20 protein-coding genes are annotated in these 17,878 nt (G+C 38.2%); 7 read left to right on the forward strand and 13 right to left on the reverse strand.

The window, feature by feature from the left end:
* Window positions 1–80: 80 nt before the first annotated feature.
* Together ABMA72_RS00315 and ABMA72_RS00320 are read right to left on the reverse strand one after the other, a co-directional pair.
* Entirely contained in the window at window positions 81–854 is a 774-nt protein-coding gene (locus ABMA72_RS00315; protein WP_392860327.1) for an SDR family NAD(P)-dependent oxidoreductase, read from the reverse strand.
* Window positions 832–2,103, reverse strand: a complete 1,272-nt coding sequence (locus ABMA72_RS00320) for a methyltransferase (protein ID WP_393055402.1) — start codon at window positions 2,101–2,103, stop codon at window positions 832–834. Before ABMA72_RS00320 ends, ABMA72_RS00315 begins: the two co-directional genes overlap by 23 nt.
* A gap of 48 nt (window positions 2,104–2,151) precedes the next feature.
* On the opposite strand from ABMA72_RS00320, the gene murD reads away from it, so the two are divergent.
* Window positions 2,152–3,459 carry a UDP-N-acetylmuramoyl-L-alanine--D-glutamate ligase gene (gene murD, locus ABMA72_RS00325; RefSeq protein ID WP_393055405.1) on the forward strand — a complete coding sequence of 436 codons (1,308 nt, stop codon included), beginning with the start codon at window positions 2,152–2,154 and terminating at the stop codon, window positions 3,457–3,459.
* Here the strand turns inward: murD and ABMA72_RS00330 are convergent.
* Genes ABMA72_RS00330 through ABMA72_RS00340 form a run of 3 tightly spaced genes read right to left on the reverse strand, consistent with a single transcriptional unit; the run spans window position 3,452 to window position 4,960 of the window.
* A complete protein-coding gene (locus ABMA72_RS00330; RefSeq protein ID WP_021267166.1) occupies window positions 3,452–3,574 on the reverse strand; it encodes a hypothetical protein in 123 nt (40 codons plus the stop codon). The two genes, murD and ABMA72_RS00330, sit on opposite strands and share 8 nt — an antisense overlap.
* Before the next feature lie 52 nt (window positions 3,575–3,626).
* Complete coding sequence (locus ABMA72_RS00335; RefSeq protein WP_393055408.1) at window positions 3,627–4,466, reverse strand: matrixin family metalloprotease; 840 nt, start codon at window positions 4,464–4,466, stop codon at window positions 3,627–3,629.
* On the reverse strand, window positions 4,466–4,960 hold the full coding sequence (locus ABMA72_RS00340) for a hypothetical protein (protein WP_393055411.1): 495 nt from the start codon (window positions 4,958–4,960) through the stop codon (window positions 4,466–4,468). Before ABMA72_RS00340 ends, ABMA72_RS00335 begins: the two co-directional genes overlap by 1 nt.
* A 213-nt stretch (window positions 4,961–5,173) precedes the next feature.
* On the opposite strand from ABMA72_RS00340, the gene ABMA72_RS00345 reads away from it, so the two are divergent.
* Complete coding sequence (locus tag ABMA72_RS00345; RefSeq protein WP_393055413.1) at window positions 5,174–6,298, forward strand: aminotransferase class V-fold PLP-dependent enzyme; 1,125 nt, start codon at window positions 5,174–5,176, stop codon at window positions 6,296–6,298.
* A 28-nt stretch (window positions 6,299–6,326) separates the two neighbouring features.
* On the opposite strand, the gene ABMA72_RS00350 is transcribed toward ABMA72_RS00345, so the two are convergent.
* The 3 genes from ABMA72_RS00350 to ABMA72_RS00360 all read right to left on the reverse strand — a co-directional run bounded on the left by ABMA72_RS00350 (window position 6,327) and on the right by ABMA72_RS00360 (window position 10,620).
* Window positions 6,327–7,157 carry a serine protease gene (locus ABMA72_RS00350; RefSeq protein WP_393055416.1) on the reverse strand — a complete coding sequence of 277 codons (831 nt, stop codon included), beginning with the start codon at window positions 7,155–7,157 and terminating at the stop codon, window positions 6,327–6,329.
* A gap of 95 nt (window positions 7,158–7,252) precedes the next feature.
* On the reverse strand, window positions 7,253–8,398 hold the full coding sequence (gene tgt / locus ABMA72_RS00355) for a tRNA guanosine(34) transglycosylase Tgt (protein WP_392860340.1): 1,146 nt from the start codon (window positions 8,396–8,398) through the stop codon (window positions 7,253–7,255).
* Window positions 8,399–8,445: 47 nt separating this feature from the next.
* Window positions 8,446–10,620: a hypothetical protein gene (locus tag ABMA72_RS00360; RefSeq protein ID WP_393055419.1), complete on the reverse strand. Its 2,175-nt coding sequence runs from the start codon at window positions 10,618–10,620 to the stop codon at window positions 8,446–8,448.
* A gap of 143 nt (window positions 10,621–10,763) precedes the next feature.
* Here ABMA72_RS00360 and ABMA72_RS00365 point away from each other — a divergent pair, with 143 nt between their 5' ends.
* From ABMA72_RS00365 to ABMA72_RS00375, 3 genes are all read left to right on the forward strand, one after another.
* Window positions 10,764–12,065 carry a hypothetical protein gene (locus tag ABMA72_RS00365; protein WP_393055421.1) on the forward strand — a complete coding sequence of 434 codons (1,302 nt, stop codon included), beginning with the start codon at window positions 10,764–10,766 and terminating at the stop codon, window positions 12,063–12,065.
* Between the two features lie 108 nt (window positions 12,066–12,173).
* Window positions 12,174–13,481 carry a DEAD/DEAH box helicase gene (locus tag ABMA72_RS00370; RefSeq protein ID WP_392860344.1) on the forward strand — a complete coding sequence of 436 codons (1,308 nt, stop codon included), beginning with the start codon at window positions 12,174–12,176 and terminating at the stop codon, window positions 13,479–13,481.
* Between the two features lie 16 nt (window positions 13,482–13,497).
* Entirely contained in the window at window positions 13,498–13,911 is a 414-nt protein-coding gene (locus ABMA72_RS00375; protein WP_392860346.1) for a hypothetical protein, read from the forward strand.
* On the opposite strand, the gene ABMA72_RS00380 is transcribed toward ABMA72_RS00375, so the two are convergent.
* Window positions 13,908–14,360, reverse strand: coding sequence for a hypothetical protein (locus ABMA72_RS00380; protein WP_393055424.1), 453 nt, complete (start codon window positions 14,358–14,360; stop codon window positions 13,908–13,910). The genes ABMA72_RS00375 and ABMA72_RS00380 overlap by 4 nt on opposite strands.
* A 28-nt stretch (window positions 14,361–14,388) precedes the next feature.
* Window positions 14,389–14,787 (reverse strand): hypothetical protein, encoded by a 399-nt coding sequence (locus tag ABMA72_RS00385; RefSeq protein WP_393055427.1) that lies wholly within the window; start codon window positions 14,785–14,787, stop codon window positions 14,389–14,391.
* 48 nt (window positions 14,788–14,835) lie between these two features.
* On the opposite strand from ABMA72_RS00385, the gene ABMA72_RS00390 reads away from it, so the two are divergent.
* Window positions 14,836–15,498, forward strand: a complete 663-nt coding sequence (locus ABMA72_RS00390) for a hypothetical protein (protein ID WP_393055430.1) — start codon at window positions 14,836–14,838, stop codon at window positions 15,496–15,498.
* Between the two features lie 37 nt (window positions 15,499–15,535).
* Here the strand turns inward: ABMA72_RS00390 and ABMA72_RS00395 are convergent, their stop codons facing one another.
* From ABMA72_RS00395 to ABMA72_RS00405, 3 genes are all read right to left on the reverse strand, one after another.
* A complete protein-coding gene (locus tag ABMA72_RS00395) occupies window positions 15,536–15,967 on the reverse strand; it encodes a TraR/DksA C4-type zinc finger protein (RefSeq protein ID WP_021267338.1) in 432 nt (143 codons plus the stop codon).
* Window positions 15,968–16,164: 197 nt separating this feature from the next.
* A complete protein-coding gene (locus ABMA72_RS00400) occupies window positions 16,165–16,515 on the reverse strand; it encodes a hypothetical protein (RefSeq protein WP_392860351.1) in 351 nt (116 codons plus the stop codon).
* A gap of 18 nt (window positions 16,516–16,533) precedes the next feature.
* Complete coding sequence (locus ABMA72_RS00405) at window positions 16,534–17,064, reverse strand: hypothetical protein (RefSeq protein ID WP_392860352.1); 531 nt, start codon at window positions 17,062–17,064, stop codon at window positions 16,534–16,536.
* 108 nt (window positions 17,065–17,172) lie between these two features.
* On the opposite strand from ABMA72_RS00405, the gene ABMA72_RS00410 reads away from it, so the two are divergent.
* Entirely contained in the window at window positions 17,173–17,877 is a 705-nt protein-coding gene (locus ABMA72_RS00410) for a 4Fe-4S cluster-binding domain-containing protein (RefSeq protein WP_392860353.1), read from the forward strand.
* Window position 17,878 lies beyond the last annotated feature (1 nt).

Genomic DNA, 17,878 nt, shown 5'->3' on the forward strand with positions numbered 1-17,878 from the left:
TAATTTACAATTAATTTGTGTGTTGTGTGGGCGCCATTTTAATGGGTAATTATATATCTGACTAGAGGTGTAAGGTATTTTTAGTAACCACGCCCTGTGTTGACTCGCTCGATGATTCGTAGCGTAAGTGTATGAGGAATTGTCGTTAGTAGTGTTTTGAAGATTTTGTTTAGAAAACCTGGAACAATATAGAATTTATTTTTACTTAGTGCGTCCATTGTCTCTTTAACGACTTGTTCAGATGAGATTCCACTAAAGTGTTGCTTTTCGGCCTTTCCTTGATTGATACGAAATTGAGTATAGACAAGTCCAGGGCAGACAGAGATGACCTGTTTATTGGTTCCATTTAGATCTCGTCCTAGGGCCAGGCTAAAAGAGTGAAGCATGCTTTTTGAAGCAGCGTAAACACTTTGTCTTGGTACTGGGAAGAAGGCATAAAGAGAGGCGATATTGATAACTTTAAGTTGCTCACTTTGTTGAAGAAAGTGATGAGTAAGGCGCATTGGTACTTCGACGTGCACTCTTTGCATTCTTACTTGTTTTTCAATATCTGTTTCTGGGTACTTTCCTGCGACTCCAAATCCAGCGTTATTCACAAGGTATGTAAGTGGCGCTTTTATTTTTGAAATCACAAATTCACAAGCATCCTCATCTGCGAGATCCTTGATTATAATTTCACAATTAACTTGATACTTATCTTGATATTCTTTTGCATTTTGCTCGAGCAGGGCAAGGTTTCGTCCATGCAGATAGAGATCAAATCCTAGAGTCGCAAAGTGGTCAGCGAAGGCCTTACCCATGCCTGTCGTTGCGCCAGTAATTAAAATACTTTTATGATTTTGATTCTGCTTCATGATACCAAATTCCAATATTTCGAGGGGATTCAACTTCGTTAAAGAAGGCCATTAGCTTGGCCTCTTTTCCTCGCTCTTGTAGCATGATAGCACGATCATAGAGAAGGTAAAGCTCTAGGGCACGTCCAAATTGCCAACGAACAACATTTGCTAGAAATAATTTCTCTAGAGTATCTTGATGATCTTCAAAGAACTGATCAAGTTCTTTTGGACTTAAGTTAATTGGAATATTATTTTCAGTTAGCTTTGCAATTGCATATTCACTAAATGAAAGGGCGTAGAGTCTCTTGTGAGCATCACCAATAGGGATGATGTCGATTTCTTTTCCATAAACAGTATCGATATAGAATTGAAGACAGTAGCGATAAAACTTCACTCGCTTTTTTTGATTGAAGTCTTCAAGTTCCATACTTTGATGACCTCGAGTTGCGAGTGTTAAGCAATTACTTTCAATTTGTAGTGGGTTATTTTCTTTTGCAAATTGAGAGAGGTTAGTATGCTCTTTCGGGTCTAATTTATTATAGCAGCAGCCAAAATTTAGAAGCCCTCTTGTTTGATTGCCACTTGCCACTTGCATATGCTTTACGGCCAAAGGCCCACATGTGTGAAGGCCTAGTGAAAAGGAGTCTTTACTGAAAATACGAGCATTTTCTTTTCCCTCTAAATCGATGCTAAAGTCATGGTTAATAAACTTTACGTCTTTAGCACCTTCTGGTGTAGGGTATTTCTTTAGTCGACTGCGGCCAATTTCTTGAAATTCAGTATTGATATCAAGACTTATCATCTCCATGCCAAAGTAATGAGCAAGAGTGCGTGATAGGTGACCAACACCTCCTCCAATATCAACAGTGTGCTTGAAGTCGCCTTCTTTATCTCTAAGCTTCGTTAAGAAGTTTGCAATCGCTAGGATCTCATCCTGCTTCTTTCCCTTAACTTTAAAAAACGCCCAACTTGGAAGTTCGTCGACTCCACGAATTAAGGACTCTTCAACCGTCTCATAAACTTCATTTTCTTTTAGTGAATTTAAGAGTGACTTAAGCGAACCTTCTTCAAGCTTTGAATAATCTCTCAAGCAGTCAAGCTCGTAGAGTTCTTCATGACTAAGTTTTCTTAAGGGAGCAATGAGATCTTCTGGAATGATTTCATCAATCTCACCAGCACGCCAAGCCTGGAGAACTTCTTTTTGCCATAGTTGACTATATGGCCTTAAAATAGAGGCAAGGTTTAAAAATAATTGCTGGTAATTCATGCACAGCAATGTAGCACTTTTATCCATGATTTGGAAGGTAATAGTCATATGATCATTAATGAATCGCTAAATAAGTATAATAAAATCGCAGTTGTTGGCCTTGGGCTTTCTGGCCTTTCAGCTCTACGCCTACTGACTTTTCTAGGTAAGGATATTTATTTAGTTAATCAGGGGGCCGTTGAAACGTGGCCTGCCATTGAGGACTCTTCGTGCATCAAGGGCAAGGTTGCTCAGGATGAGGCCTGCGATATTCTAGGGGAGATGGACCTAATTATTCTAACTCCTGGCATGTCTAAGGAACTTCCGCTATTTTCCAAAGTGACTTGCCCAATTTGGTGCGAGATTGAGTTGGCCTATAAATTTGCTGATGCCCCAATTTTAGGTGTCACAGGGACGAATGGTAAAACCACTGTTGTTTCCTTTCTAGAGGAGTGTGGCAAGCAGGACCCAACAGGGGATTACTTTGTTGGTGGAAATATTGGAACACCTTTTTGTGATTATATTTATGAGCGCATGAGCGGAGAGCGTGAACCAGCTCAAGGTATTATCTTAGAGCTCTCAAGCTTCCAGCTCAACCTGATTGATGAGTTTCAATGTGATGTTGCTGGTCTTTTAAATCTAACTTTTAGTCACGGTGAACGCTACGATGACTTAAAGACATATGGACAGGATAAATTCGAAATCTTTAAAAATATGGCCAATGAAGGAATTGCCTTTCTTCCTAATGATTTAGAAGTCAAGAATGAGTATGCAATTCGCAATGAGCATCAATTGGACCTTTCAATTGAAAAGGTTAAGGAAGAACTATCTGAAGTTATTGATCCTAGTAAACTAAAGATCTACGGCGAACATAATCTTGTGAATACGTACTTTGTCTATCTTATGTGGGATGCGTTTACAGGTAATATTAAGGCCTTTCAAAGGGCCTGTGAGTTCTTTAATGGTGTTGAATATCGCTTGCAAATGATTAAGCAAGATAAAGGGCACTACTTCTTTAATGATGCAAAGTCGACAAATTGGGAAGCAACACTAACTGCATTAAATGGAGTTAAGGACCTAGGGAATGTTGAACTCATTATTGGTGGCCAGCTTCGAGGACACGGTGATAATCAGTTAGAAAAGCTCTTGCCATTTAAAGATCAGATTAAAAAGATTCTCTTTTTTGGAGAGTCTGGAAAAGTCTTAAGTGAATTGAGTTTTGAGATTGAATCTGAATATTTTGAGAATTTAGATGAGATATTTAAAGCAGGGTTTAATGCAGATGTTATTTTATTTTCACCGGCATTTCCTTCTTTTGACCAATACGCAAATTACGTCAAAAGAGGTGAACACTTTACAAAATTAGCTCTTACTTAAGAACTGAGATTGTTACTTTCTGTGACTTGGAGTCTCTCATATTATCTGCAACAGTAATCTTGAATAAGAAAATAATGAGAATTCCAATAATAAATTTACCTGACTTCGATTCCATAATGTGATTATCGGTACTTACTGACAATACTTTAGTAAAATATTGTCTTTTGTTAATAAATTTTTGCTTGTGCAAATTTCTTAGATGTAACTAAGACCAATAATAGCATGCCCAGACCTGCGATCAAGGCGGCGGAATCCTTTGCTGATGGGCGTTCAGAATATTGCGTACTTATCTTTTTTTCAATTTCCTCATTAATATGACCACCGAGATTGGCACTATCCTTAACCGGTGCAATTGAGCCACACATTGGGATTTGCTCTTTTGGGTATAGGTATGTGGCCCCGTCCCAGTCATCTTGCCCAATTGTTTCTCGGCCAGTGAGGTTTCTAAAGTACATTAGAGAACTTTCTTTTGAAGAGTGCCCAAGGCCAAAAGCGTGGCCGATTTCATGTGCAAAAAGAGCAATCTTTTGTGCTCTTGTTTGGTCGTTGTAGCGAGTACCTGCGATATCATTGAGTCCAATAACAGAGCCCTGGATTTGGGTACCACTTAGATTATTTGGAAGAGTAACAGCTAAAATTCCAGTTGAAGTAAAAACAGTATTATTGCTATTACAGACGATTAGAATTTGCGTATTCGTACTTGGGACCTGACTGATGCAGCCAGCTTCACCTGCGGCGCAGATTTGTTCAGTCGTATAATCTGCATCAACCGTTAAAATATTACCGCCCTTAAGATGAAGGCTACTTGTTGCAATTTTATTCCAGTACTCACTTGCTGCAATCTCTACCATATCCATGATTTCATCTGCCGAGTCCGTAATATTTGCACAGGCGTTGTCAGCAACATCAACACGAATTTCTGGATTTGAAAAACGGATTGGAATATTTGCATTGATTGTAAATGCGAATGAATACGTCGAAAAAAGTAAGCATAGAATAAGCTTCATTATTTATTTCCAAATGAATAGTTTAGCGATAAAGCATAGCTGAATGCTCGCTCGTCACCATCTTCAATATTGAAGACACTTAATTGTCCATTAACGAAGTACGTCTTATTAAATAAGTAGTCCCCGCCGAGGATGACAATATTATTAACAGCAGTTTGGTAATCTTCTGGAGTATAGAATTGCTGCGTCGACATTCCATTTCCTAATGTTTGAATCTCACCATCCATGGCCGTATAGGTAAAGAAAACCCCGAGGCCTGCATGCATTCTAAAGCTTTGAGTAAATGTATGTTCAAGAAGGGCATGAATCCAGAAATTCGTTACCGTAACAGCGCTATCCTCACTTGACTTAGGGATCGTCAGTCCCGCTTCAAGATTAAGGGCCTTTTGCCACTGAATATCTGTTCGATAATTTGCTCTAATGAAAGGATTGAATGAGAAGTAATTTCTACCACCATCAATATCGGTTTGGATCTTACCGACATACTTCGTCAAGTTCCCAATTCCAAGTGAGAATTCGCCAGGAATGCTAAGATCCTTAGCTGCTATAGAAAATGGAAGTATGCATATAATGCATAGAAGTAAGGAGCGAGATATTTTCATGTCATAATTGTTAAGAAGTTTTCAAGGTTTGACAACTTCTTATTTGTTTTCAAATACTAGCATTTTCATTAAAATACCCCTAACCACTTAAAAAGGATTTTAAATATGTTCGAAAATTATAAGGTACCTAGTGAATTAATTCCAAGTGATCCAAGATTTGGTGTAGGTCCATCTTTAATACCAACTGAGTTTTCAGTACGTCTTGCTGAAACAAAAGCAAATCTTTTGGGAACATCTCATCGTAAGCCGGCCGTGAAAAATCTTGTGAAAGAGATTCAAGAAGGCCTAGCAAAGTTTTACAACTTACCAGAGGGTTATGAAGTTGTTATGGGTAACGGTGGTGCTACTTTTCTTTTTGATATGATTGGACTTGGTCTTGTTCGTAATAAAAGTGTTCACTATACATGTGGAGAGTTTTCAAATAAGTGGTTTAAGTCACATAATGGAATCCCATGGATTGAAGCACAAGAAGTTGCAAGTGAGTACGGTCAAGGTTGTGAACCACAAGGCTCTGATGTGCATGCTGATGCAGATATGATCTGTTTCACTCTTAATGAAACATCAACTGGCGTTCAGACAACGACTATTCCAAATGTAAATGACGATACTCTCGTTGCTGTTGATGCAACAAGTGGTGCGGGACAGATTCCTTTAGATATTTCAAAAATTGACTGCTATTTCTTTTCTCCGCAGAAAGTATTTGCTTCTGAGGGCGGGCTGTTTGTTGCTATCATGTCACCAAAAGCACTAAAGAGAGCACAAGAAATTAATGGAACTGATCGCTATATCCCAGGAATTATGAATTGGCAGACAGCTATTGATAACTCAGTAAAGAATCAAACATATAATACGCCAAGTATCTCAACTCTTTTCTTCCTTAATGAGCAAGTAAAGCTTATGAACTCACAAGGTGGACAAAAGAATGCCGTTGATCTTGCACGCAAGAAAGCTGATATGATCTATGGTTGGGCCCAGGAAGAAAGCTTCTTAGAGGCGTATGTTGCAGATGAAAAATATCGCTCAACTTCTGTTGCGACAATCAACGTGGATGATAAGTATGAAGCGGCAGCGCTAATTAAAGTACTTGAAGCACAAGGTGTTGTGATCGGAATCGATTCTTATCGAAAGCTTGGTAAGAACCAATTTAGAATTTCTCTTTTCCATAATGTGAAATTTGAAGACCTTCAAAAGCTGACAAAAATTATTTCAAGCGCAATCAATCAAGCATAAGAAAGAAGGAGCACGTGGTGCTCCTTTTTTATTTCATTTGAATTGTTTTTAAATCAATCGACATGGAAGAATTTGTATAGAAATCCAAATAGTCTGTTCCGATATTATCCCAAATCTCACTTGTGGATAGGGGATTATTCTTATCTTGATCGGCCACTCCAAAAAAGAGCCCGATGATATCTCCTGTGTCACTGTTCATGATCGCACTACCTGAGTCTCCTGATTGTGCGTCACAGGCCGTAAAGAATACGTCTCTTACTTTGTCTTTGTTAAAAATTAAATCGATATTTCCTGCTAGGTAGACACAGTCCTTATCTTGAATAATGCTTGCATCATATCTTCTAAGGTCGGCCTTGCCAGCACCAAAGCCAACTGATACTAATCGGTCTCCTGCTTTAGGAGTGGGGAAGTTTAAGTTGATATCACTTAGGTTTTCTAGAAATGAAATGCGGTTGGTTTTTTTAACTTTAAAGTAGGTATAGTCTGATCCGGATTTGATGCTACCAGAGTCGAGAATCTTTTCACACTTTGCACGGAACTTTTTAAACTCTTCGTTGATAATAAGAATTTTTGAATCACGACATTCTCTGTGAGTTGAGATAACATGGAAATTAGTTAAGAAGGTATATGTTGTTTCATCTTGCTTATAAAGAAAGGCCGTTCCAACTTTCTTTTGTCTTTCATTGACGACTTTTACTGTTCTTAGAATTAATTCTTTCGTTGTCGCTTCTTGAACGTGGAAAGTTTCCTTCGTTATTTTCTGTCTATTCCACTCATCACCACCAATATAGCGTTTGGCCATGGTTAGCTTTGTCGTGGTAATAAATGTGATTAGTAAAACTAAGTAGAACTTCCTCATACGAGGTTTTAGCTTAGAATGTAAAATGGGTCTATATATCTGAAAAGTTTATAAGAAAAAGGGACACATGAGTGTCCCTTATATTGAATACTTAATTAGTTTTTTGCACCGTCGTCTTTATTGTAACTTTTTAGGAAGTCAGCTTTCCACTCATTGTAGCGATCGTTTAAGATGGCCTCACGAGCTTCTTCGGCCATATTCTTATAGAACTCAATATTGTGCATCGTCGCTAGAACTTGTCCTAGAATCTCATTTGAGTCAAATAAGTGCTTCACGTAGGCACGTGTGAAGTTCTCACAACAGTAGCACTTACAATTTGGTTCAATTGGAAAGAAGTCACGACGATAGTTCTTGTGACGAATTCTGATTTTCCCACGTTTTGTAAATAGTGTTCCACCACGTGCAAACTTCGTTGGAATGATACAGTCACTCATATCGATTCCATATTCCCAAATCATGCAAAGGTCTTCTGGATTTCCAACGCCCATTACGTAGCGTGGTTTATCCTTTGGCATCTTAGGTCCTGTGTACTTAACGATCTTTTCCATCAGCTCTGGCCCTTCACCAACAGAGACACCACCAATGGCATAGCCTGGAAGGTCGCGCTTAACAAGCTCATCAAGACACTCATCTCTGTAGTCATCGTAAGTTGAACCTTGGATGATTCCAAATAGCGCTTGCTTTGGATTTGTCCAAGCGTCGATACAACGATCTAGCCAACGGTGAGTACGATCAATTGAGTTCTTTGTGTACTCACGAGTTGCAGGATATGGAATACACTCATCAAATGCCATCATGATATCTGATCCAAGCTCTTGTTGAATTTGGATTGATGTCTCAGGCGAAAGCATAATTGCCTTACCTTTGTGATCTTTAAACTCTGCTCCTTCTTCCTTGATACTCTTTCTTTGAAGAGAGAATACCTGGAATCCTCCAGAGTCTGTAAGAATTGGTCTATCCCAATTCATAAATTTATGAAGTCCACCTGCTTTTTGAACCAGTTTTGAACCTGGTGATAGGTGAAGGTGGTATGTATTTGAAAGAATAATTTTAGTGTCCAGATCCTTTAGGAAATTTGGTGGAAGTGCTTTAATTGCACCGTGAGTACCAACTGGCATAAAAACTGGTGTTGGGATTTCTCCGTGAGGAGTTGTGATAACACCTGCTCTTGCTCCTGAGTTCTTATCTTCGTGGACAACTTTGAACTTGAAGTGTTCTTTGACTTGATCTTGAATACGCATAGATCACCCTTTGTCGTAACTCGACTGTTGAAATATTTCTACTAACTTTAATTATTTAAAGTACTTAGCTTTAATATTTCTTTTGCCGCTTCTTGTCCAACAGTATTTGTACTACCTTGTAAAAATTTGGCCAGATCCTTGGCAAATTTTACGAATGAGGCGCGATTTTCACCGTTGTCCTTAAGAGAGACAAGTTGGTTGATCTCTGCAATTTGGCTCATTAAAATTGATTTATTTGTCCCTTGAAAGGCTTTTTCAACACTGTCGATATATTCAATTTTAACCTTTGGCCTTGCTAGGAAAGTAAAGCCTTCAAGCTCACTTGATTTCATATTGCCGCCAACCTTAGCAAATTGCATAACTTGATCTTGTGCGATGTAGAGATAAATCTCATCACTACTTCCTCGATAGAATGAAGTGAATTTATTCAAGTTTCGATACTGCTTATAATCCATTTTAAATTCTGAAAATGCTTTCTTTGATTGGCCAATAGCGAGTAGATCAACATGGACAAGGTCTTTAGTCGATCGGCCCTTAATGATCTCACCGGCCCAGAATAATTTTCCAAAGTCTTCTCTTGTTAAGTAGCTCGACTTTTCATCCTTATAAAATGAACTTAGGTAAGGGTAGCGGTACTTAAAGAACGGAATTGAGCTAAAGCTATTTTCAAATCTTTCAAATGGCATCGAATCCGTCATTTTAACGACATATGTGTTGGCCGAGTCTTTGTTAATGATAAAGTAGCTTGGCCTAGACCCACCAACTCTAAGAATAATATGCTCTTGTGAGAATTTCTTTGAGATAAGAAGCTCTTTGATCTTTAATGGCCTTTTTCCAAGTTCTTTAGAAACATTGATTTGTGTTGGTGCTGCAGTTTCTGAAAAGCCTTCCTGGATAATTGGATAACCAATTACTAGGAGAGTAAAAATAGCTAAGTTAATAAGTGAAATAAACTTGAAACCTTTTACTCGATAAGTAATACGTCCTCGAGTGATTAACTCTTTTAGTGAGGGAGTATCAAAAATCACAGGCATCTCAAAAAGAGGAATAAGGTGTGCAATTAAATCTAGTGGTGTTCTAAGTACGGCCTTGGCCCTCTTTGATAGGAATGAGCCAGAAGTAGTCGCTCCACTAATAAAGAGAGTTGGCGACACACTAAATACTAAGTTGGAAACAAATAAGATTCCAAAAAGAACGATAAAGATTTTTGCAATATCTGGACTTAGTGAAAACTCAACATATTTTGCAAGTTCAGTATTGGCCAAGTCGGCCAGCTTAACACTTAAAGACTCGATGGCCTCAACTTCTACTTGTGTTGAAATAATCGTGGTTGCAAAGACTAGTGATAGGGCACTCACAAAGCGAGTAAAAGGCCCCACTAACTTATTTTCATTCTGCTTTGCTTTTTTCTTCTTCTGTTGTGCCTTTCTTATTTTTGCACCTTCATAGTCGCGGGCAGTTCCTAGCTTAAGACCTGAGGCTTCTTTTGATTTTGTCGATTTCTTCTTCGTATTTTTGTTTGTTTTTTTCTTCTTACTTCCACCTAGAGGGCGGCTGATATGCTCAGTTTGTTTTGCAACCTTCTTTTCTTGTTCGGCCTCTGCATTTTGCAGGCGAGCGACGTTTAGAACTTGAGTGATACTAAGAGAGTCAGTATCTTCATCTACTTTTTGCTGTGTTGGTTGATCTTCATTAGTATCGATAATAAATGAAATATCTTCTTCGTCACTGTCGGAGTCATCATCAGATTCATCTCTTGTAAGCATATCACTACTTGTCATTTCAAATGAAGGAGAGCTGTCTTGAGTCGCTTTTTTGATCTCTTCAAGTGACTCTTGGTCTTCTAGGTGATGGAAGCTTTGTACTTCATCAAGACCTAGGTCATCTTCATCTTTTTCAGATGTGACTTCAAACTCGTCAGGTAACTGTTGAGCATGAGAGAGAGTTTTTAATTTGAATTCACTTCTTTTGTAGCTAAGTCTTTCTCCAACTTCCATGAAGTAAGTCGAGCCTTCTTGAAGAGGTGTTTCTTGAAGTTTTGCATCCTGAATTTTTTGAATTAACTTTAGGACTAAGCAGTCATCATCAACCTGAACCTTGATGCTTCCACCGTTTTCAGAAATAATTAATTCGTTATTTTCTTCCTTAAAGAAGAACTCTTTAACTGAGATAATGATTTCTTTATTTTCATTAGAAGTGCTGTGGGTAAAACCAACCTGCATAGTCAACCTTTGTTAATTTTCAATTAATTTCCTTTCTATTTTAAAGGGATTATATAAATTTTCCTACTAATTTTTAGAATTCATTCCGTGTTAATATTGGTTAAGACAATTAAGAAGATTTAACCACGGAAGGGGACAAATAAATGAAAAAATCTTTTTTAGTAAGAGCGACGTTTGCTACGCTCTTAGCAGGACAAATGACTTTTGCGGCCGATGCTAATTATGATGTACAGGATCGTTTTCGCTTAATGGAAGACAAATTTCAAACTCAAGAATTCCTAAGAGAGCCTGGGCATGACTTTCTCGTTGATATGTCAGTTTATGCTAATACAGACCTTATGGAACTAGTAGGTGATGTATCTGATGCTTCAGATGCAGCTGATCCTGATCAAGCGGCAGCGGATGTACTTTCTGCTTATGCTGATACGGAACAAAACCTTAGATTAAATGTTGAAGTAGGAGTTCCTCTTCCATCATTTAATGCTTTCAAAGGGCTAATCAGTCCAAGCGTTAGACTTGGTGTGAATGTTGGTTCACTAATTGGAATTGGTGAAGAAAATATTGAAACTGATACTCTTATTAACGCTATCCCTGTAGATGCGGAAGCAAAGACAATTCTAGAAGATAAGTTAACTCAAACGATTTTAAATAATGTTCTTTCTGGAGGAATTAGTACTGTAACAGACCTTGCTGGAGCTTTAGGTTTAAGTGGTGCAGAAAGAACTCAATTTGAAGCTGAGCTAACAGATGCTCTTGGTGGAACAGCGATTCCATTTTCAGGGTCTGGTTCAATGGCACCAATTATCGATGCTTATGTAAAAGCAGACGTTACAGCTGGTCTTAATTTTGATTATAAGAATGAAAGACACTTTGGTTCATTTTCTCTTTATGGTTTATATCGTGCTGACGTAAGACGTGTTCTTGATCAAGATGCAATTGCTGGTGACGGTGATGTTATCGATACTGAAAACCTTGATCAAAATATGACTCTTTATGCGATGGCCGACATCACTTATGGTTTTCACTGGCTATCAAATTTCAGAACAATGTTTAAGATCCAAGATATCGCTCTTGCGACAGTGATTGAAAATGATGAAGGTTATCTTCCATTATATGAGCCAGAAATTGGTTACCGTATGCATACTGATTATAGCTTCAATCTTTCAAATATGAGACTTCGTCCATTCGTAGGTTTCCACATGAGAGATGGTTATGATTTTGCTGATGGAGTTTATGCTGGTACAGACGTAATGTTCCATGTTTGGAAAGAAAGACTAGCTGTTACTGTAAGAGGGATGGTTGACTCTGAACACCTAACTCTAACTCCAAGACTTAAGCTAGGATTCATGGATTTCATGTATTCTCTTAAGCAGCCAATCACTTCAGAAGTACAAGGTGTGAAAATTTCAACAATTCACTCTGTAAACTTCAGACTACACTTCTAATTTAAGAAACATTGTGTTAAATATCGGGGGATCAAAAGATCCCCCCATTTATTTCTGCGTAGACCAATTCTGGTCGCGAGCGGAGTTGTCTATTTAGGAGAGTACAAAATGGCAAAAAACACAAGAGAATTTGTTGAAATCGTTGATATGGACCTGTTTGCAGGTTTCTTAAAAGAAAATAAGCTATCTAAGCCGACAGAAGTTCAGTCAGAAGCAATTCCAGAGTTTCTAGATGGCCACAATCTTCAGGTACAGGCCCAAACAGGTAGCGGAAAAACCCTGAGTTATCTTCTTCCTCTATTTCAAAAGCTAAAAGAAACAGAATCTGACTTAAAGAACCAAAAAGCTGGTTCTCCTCGTGCCATCATCTTACTTCCTATCAAAGAGCTTGCGATGCAGGTTTCTGATGAATGTAAGAAGATCTCTCACCATGCAAAGTTACGTGTTCGTCTTGCTCTTGGTGGTGAAAAAGGAAAGAAAGTAAGCACTCTTAAAAAGCAAACTTTTGATATTCTTATTGGTGGACCTGGTCGTATCAAGTCGATGCTTGAAAAGAAAGAGATCCGTCTAGATGACCTTGAGTATCTAGTGATTGATGAAGCTGATCAGCTACTTGATATGGGCTTTATGCGTGAGCTTAAGGCCATTCGTCGCCACCTTACTTCTCCGTATCAAGCATGTCTTGTGTCTGCAACGATGGCAGATGATTTTGATATGCTTAAGGCCGAGTTCTTCTCTGGAATGGAGTTTAAGTCGGTAAGCTTAATTGGCTCTCATGGACTTTCTCAAACAATTGAAACATTTAATATCGCTCTGGACTATACAGAGAAGAATGCCATGCTTGATGTTTTCATTAAAAAAGAAGCAAAGGGTAGTGGGATTATCTTTGTTAACCAAAAAGAGAAGGCCGTTGAAGTATATAATTATATGAAGCAGGCCAATCTTGTAAAAAATCTCTATGTTTCTCATGGTGATATCACAGCAAAAGAAAGAAGTGAGAACTTTAAAAAGTTTAAAGCGACAGGTGGTATTCTTATCACAACAGATATGGCCGCTCGTGGGATTGATATTAAGACTCTTCAATGGGTGCTTAACTATGACCTTCCATTTGAAGCTGTTTACTATATCCACCGTTCTGGCCGTGTGGGACGTGCCGGAAGAGCTGGAAGTGTTTACAACTTTGTGACAAAAAAGGATCAGAAATTAATTGGTCAAATTAACGAGGCCATTAAGAATCAGGATACTCTAAAGATTGATCCGATCTTCTTAAAGTCTATGACAAAGAAATCTGGTGCTAAGAAGGCGACAAAGAAAGTTGCTCGTAGAGGGCAGCTTCCTCAAAAGAAGACTACTTCACGAACAAGCACTCGTACACCATCTCGTACATCAAAAAATTCTCGCGGCAGACGCCGTTAAATGATAAAATGCTAATATGTTTAAACGTATTAGCATTTTCTTTTTTCTTTCATCATTCTTTGTTATGTCATCATGTTCAGAAAAGGATATTTATACTCCTTTAGAAATGTTTGATATGGCCTATAAGTTTGACAATACAATTGAAGAAGTTCGTATTGGATTAAAAGAAGAGGGGCGACATTTAGACTGTAAGGATTATCCTGCTGGCTGCATTGTGGGTTCACCAAAGCGCTTTAAAGTTAGATTAGTTGAAATGATTGTCGTGCAATACTTAACGTCTCAGGAAGCTTGTTTGGCAGCATATAAGCTTAATCAATACTATGCTCGCAACTGGCTATTTGATGATGTTGCTAGTGAGCCCGTTCTTGTGGACTTTGTTAAACAAGTCTACAAGGCCAAAAATCCACAAACAAAAGAAGAATGTGATTAGTCCATTAGCCACTGATTAATTTCTTCGTGATACTCTTCTAACTTCTTATTTGTTCCTATGATATCACTACTGGTAATAAGAAAGCATTTGTCGCTTTTTAAACGTATTTGAATGGCGTGATTTGATGCCGTGGCTCCTCTGGTTCTTAAGAGTTCGACTCTTTTAATTTCATCAAGCCCAAATTGAGTGATCTGCTTCCTTAGTAGTGAGCGGGCAACAAGCCTTGCTGTATTTCTGGGTTTACTCATCTCAAGATGACGATATTTAAGAAGTGATAATACGATTGTTGGAGTAAAGAGAAAGAGCAGAAGATCCTTTTGACCAAGTTTATTATTGAAGCTCAGGTAGCTACCAAGTCCGACAACAAGTAAGAGAATACATAGAAGTGCTAGCTTCGATGGAAAAGAGTTGAGTGTTAAGTTTTGAAAATTCTTTTCAAGTTTTAACATATCGATCTCCTGTTGCGCCTATCCCTTTTTATTCTTTAAAGAAGTACTTCTTAAATCCTGTTTGGAAAGCATCGATCTTAACTTCCCATGCATTAATAAACTCAGGATTTTCTTCTCTATACTCTTCTAATGTTTCCTTAAACAGCATTACCCATCGTCCAAGTTCGCCCATGCGGATATTTAAGTATTCATGGGCCTCAAGTAGATGGGCCGCAGGACGTGGAAATTTTATTCCTAATAACTGTGCCTGCCAAAAGGCGTTGATAACCTCTAAGTGCTCATTGAACTCATCAATATTTGCTAGAGGGCCATTGTTGGCCGTTATTTTTCTAAAGTGATAGCCAATAAAAACATCATTAATGGCCTTGGTGTAAAATGTCCGAGTGATCTTCTCAATTAGTTTGATCTCGTAATCATTGCCTGTCATAAGTTAAGTCTACACTAAATTTTGTGCTTTAAATACCGATGAAAGTTTATGAACAAAATAATTATCTCTTTACTTTCATTACTCCTAGGTAAATTTATCTATGCAGGTCCGTTAATTTCGGTAAATAACGATACATGTTGGTATAAAGAAGACCAAGGACGTACGAAAATTGCATCCTTTAATGATCAAGTAAGTCTTAATACAAATCGTGATGAAGTTCTAGGCCAAGTCGTTCAATACTTACATGAACAAAAATTTGAGGCCGAAAAAATAGATATGATTCACTCTTATGGACTGTGTGGCCCAAGGCTTTCAATGGCCTTTCGTATTTCTTATGAGAAGGTCGACTACTGTCTAAGGGCAAATATTGAAAAAGATCATGGCCTTAAGTTTTCAGGCATTGGCCTGGCCCAAGATAGTAAGGGTGCCTGTCAAAGTATAGCAAGTGATAAGCTTATCGTTTCTGTTGATCAGGCCAATATTGTCGATCTACAAAAGTTCTTAAGCGAGCAGGGGCTTAGAGCTAAGAAAGTTGATAAGCTTTCTTCAAAAGTCTACGTTCTGTACTTTGATGCTCAAAGAGATGAGATTAAAGATATAAGAAAGAGTGTCATTGATAGCGGAATCGCTAATTCAGCGGAATTCTCAACGGGGCAATATCATATTGCAGATGAGTTTGAATTATTAAGCATTAGTTACTTTAGAAAATAAGCACAAATAAAAAAGGCCTCTAATGAGGCCTTATTTTTTATCTTTTTCCAATTTCAGCAATTGTCTTTCCAAGAGATTTAGAACGCTTTAAGTAAACATTCGATTTCTCTTCATGCTCAGCTTCTTCCTTACATGCAATGCAAAGCTCAGCAGTATTTCTCGCCATCAGGCGATCAAAACCAATTTCAATATCACACTCATCGCAAAGGCCGTATTCACCTTTTTCGATTTTTGTCAGTGCTTTGTTGATTTTCTTTACGTAGAAGTTTTCACGATTTCTGAAACGAATTTCCTGCGATGTTTGAACGTTTGCTACTGCCTCATCTAGAGGGTCAAGTAGTTCGTTCTTGTCCATGCAATACTGCTCTTTCTCACTGTTTTTGTTAAGAATTCTTTCTTTGTCAGCAAGTAGCGCATCTTTAAGTGCAGCTATTTGCTTGTCCGATAGATACGAGTTAGCTCTGTTCATTTCGACTCCCTTGTGCCGTGTTTCTTCCAGTGAAACAAGTTGTTTGTAACCTTAGTTTTGCGCTTAGGCAAAACAATTACGCACAACAAATATTGTGTTCGTGTGTTGTAGAAAGAATTTACTGGTCGGGGAGGTGTTAGTAAAAGGTATTTTTCTTACAAAGGATTACTTTGTCATGGAATATCAATAGTTTAGAGCTAGTTTTTTGGAAACGATGCTTCACAGTGAGGACAAAACTTCCAAAACTGCTTATCAACCTCTGTTTTACAGCCTGAACAGGTGATTATCGCACTCAGTTCTTCAAATGCTTCGTCATACATATTAGCAAAGAGATCACTTCTCATGGCCGCAATTGTTGTAGGGTGGGCCCTGAAAGTACCAGGCATTGTTGTGTTTGGAATAAATTTTGCGGGTGTTACACTCTTGTCTGGAAAGATTTGAACTTGAACCTCTTGTGAAGGCTGCATTTGGTACATTTGCCTATTAGCAATATTGCGTTCGTTCTTTAGTAATTCAAAATTGTCGTTGGCGCTAAACTTTCTATCCATGAATCCAATTGTAACACACTATTGCCAGCGGTGTTCAAGCAGTTCAATTATTTCCACACAGGCCTTCTTGTGTTGATTAAAGCGTGCAAAGAAGCCTGGTTTTGCCTCTAAGACGGCCTTTTTAAAATAGATCGACTGTGAACCGAGTGACTCAATCAGGCGTAGTGTCCATTCAAAGACTTCTGGGTTCTGGTGACCGACAAGTTTTTCTAGGGCCTCAAGAAAATCAAAAGGCAGCCTTTCGCCTCTTTTATGAAATTCATCGATAATTTGTTTTCTGGCCACTCCAAGGCATAGAGTTAGGACTTCTGGGTCATGGCATAGTGCCAAGCAATCCATGATTTCAGGGTAGATAATATGATCGAGAGTAATTGTATTATCGAGTAAGCATAGAAGAGGAATGAGCGCCTCCCAATTTTCTTCGCGATTTAGCTCCTCAAAGCGGGCCTTAAAGACACTGAAGTCTTCTTTGGTATAAGTGCAATTTGGTCTTTTGCCGGCCTGTAAATCAGCGATGACTGCGCGAAATTGTTCATCTATATCAATCATATTTCTTCCTTTGGGCCATTTTTCATGTAGCAATTACTCGATTTACTTTTAAATATATGACATTTTAAGGCCTTATGCTATATAAATACCCTTTAAGAAGGTTTTTCAATGCAACAGTATCTTATTAACGACATTTACCGCGCTACAGAAGGAGAGGGAGTCTTTGTTGGACGCTCACAGGTCTTCGTGCGTTTTCAAGGTTGTGCTGTTGGTTGTATTAATTGTGACTCAATGGATACTTGGAGTTTTGAAATTGAACCAACATCAATTGAATCGATCTTTGAAAAGGTTTTAGAAGAGTCTTATCAGGGAAAAATTAATTGGATTTCAATTACTGGTGGAGATCCTCTTCATCCTAAGCATGTTCCAAGTGTTGTGGCCCTTTCAAAATTTCTAAAAGAGAAAGGCTTTAAGCTAAATATTGAAGCAGCTGGAACACGTGTTGTTGATGAGGTTTTTGAAAATCTCGACTATATTTCATTTGATCTTAAAACTCCTTCTACTGGAGTTCAAACTCGCTTATCTCTAATTGAAAAGCTTGCCCAAAACTATGTTGGAAAATTTCAGCTTAAAGCAGTTATCGCTGATCGTAAGGACTTTGATTATACTCTAGGTGCTTACAGAAAGCTTGAGGAGAGTTTAGGTTCAATTGAATTTCCTTGGGTTTTAACTCCATGCTTTGAACCAAGTGAAGAATTTCCAATGCAGAGATTCATCGATATTCAAGAGTGGAATCAATTAGAAGGTGGGCCTTTTAGAGTGATTGGTCAGCAGCACAAGTGGATTTACGGCGCAGATAAAAAGAGTGTCTAAA

It is taken from the genome of Halobacteriovorax sp. CON-3 (assembly GCF_043196995.1).
Lineage (GTDB): Bacteria > Bdellovibrionota > Bacteriovoracia > Bacteriovoracales > Bacteriovoracaceae > Halobacteriovorax_A.

What these genes read in the sequence shown, in the direction of transcription:
- ABMA72_RS00315 (WP_392860327.1), bottom strand. Translation starts at nt 854, where the DNA reads ATGAAGCAGAATCAAAATCATAAAAGTATTTTAATTACTGGCGCAACG.
- ABMA72_RS00320 (WP_393055402.1), bottom strand. Translation starts at nt 2,103, where the DNA reads ATGAATTACCAGCAATTATTTTTAAACCTTGCCTCTATTTTAAGGCCA.
- murD (WP_393055405.1), top strand. Translation starts at nt 2,152, where the DNA reads ATGATCATTAATGAATCGCTAAATAAGTATAATAAAATCGCAGTTGTT.
- ABMA72_RS00330 (WP_021267166.1), bottom strand. Translation starts at nt 3,574, where the DNA reads ATGGAATCGAAGTCAGGTAAATTTATTATTGGAATTCTCATTATTTTC.
- ABMA72_RS00335 (WP_393055408.1), bottom strand. Translation starts at nt 4,466, where the DNA reads ATGAAGCTTATTCTATGCTTACTTTTTTCGACGTATTCATTCGCATTT.
- ABMA72_RS00345 (WP_393055413.1), top strand. Translation starts at nt 5,174, where the DNA reads ATGTTCGAAAATTATAAGGTACCTAGTGAATTAATTCCAAGTGATCCA.
- ABMA72_RS00350 (WP_393055416.1), bottom strand. Translation starts at nt 7,157, where the DNA reads ATGAGGAAGTTCTACTTAGTTTTACTAATCACATTTATTACCACGACA.
- tgt (WP_392860340.1), bottom strand. Translation starts at nt 8,398, where the DNA reads ATGCGTATTCAAGATCAAGTCAAAGAACACTTCAAGTTCAAAGTTGTC.
- ABMA72_RS00360 (WP_393055419.1), bottom strand. Translation starts at nt 10,620, where the DNA reads ATGCAGGTTGGTTTTACCCACAGCACTTCTAATGAAAATAAAGAAATC.
- ABMA72_RS00365 (WP_393055421.1), top strand. Translation starts at nt 10,764, where the DNA reads ATGAAAAAATCTTTTTTAGTAAGAGCGACGTTTGCTACGCTCTTAGCA.
- ABMA72_RS00370 (WP_392860344.1), top strand. Translation starts at nt 12,174, where the DNA reads ATGGCAAAAAACACAAGAGAATTTGTTGAAATCGTTGATATGGACCTG.
- ABMA72_RS00375 (WP_392860346.1), top strand. Translation starts at nt 13,498, where the DNA reads ATGTTTAAACGTATTAGCATTTTCTTTTTTCTTTCATCATTCTTTGTT.
- ABMA72_RS00380 (WP_393055424.1), bottom strand. Translation starts at nt 14,360, where the DNA reads ATGTTAAAACTTGAAAAGAATTTTCAAAACTTAACACTCAACTCTTTT.
- ABMA72_RS00385 (WP_393055427.1), bottom strand. Translation starts at nt 14,787, where the DNA reads ATGACAGGCAATGATTACGAGATCAAACTAATTGAGAAGATCACTCGG.
- ABMA72_RS00390 (WP_393055430.1), top strand. Translation starts at nt 14,836, where the DNA reads ATGAACAAAATAATTATCTCTTTACTTTCATTACTCCTAGGTAAATTT.
- ABMA72_RS00395 (WP_021267338.1), bottom strand. Translation starts at nt 15,967, where the DNA reads ATGAACAGAGCTAACTCGTATCTATCGGACAAGCAAATAGCTGCACTT.
- ABMA72_RS00400 (WP_392860351.1), bottom strand. Translation starts at nt 16,515, where the DNA reads ATGGATAGAAAGTTTAGCGCCAACGACAATTTTGAATTACTAAAGAAC.
- ABMA72_RS00405 (WP_392860352.1), bottom strand. Translation starts at nt 17,064, where the DNA reads ATGATTGATATAGATGAACAATTTCGCGCAGTCATCGCTGATTTACAG.
- ABMA72_RS00410 (WP_392860353.1), top strand. Translation starts at nt 17,173, where the DNA reads ATGCAACAGTATCTTATTAACGACATTTACCGCGCTACAGAAGGAGAG.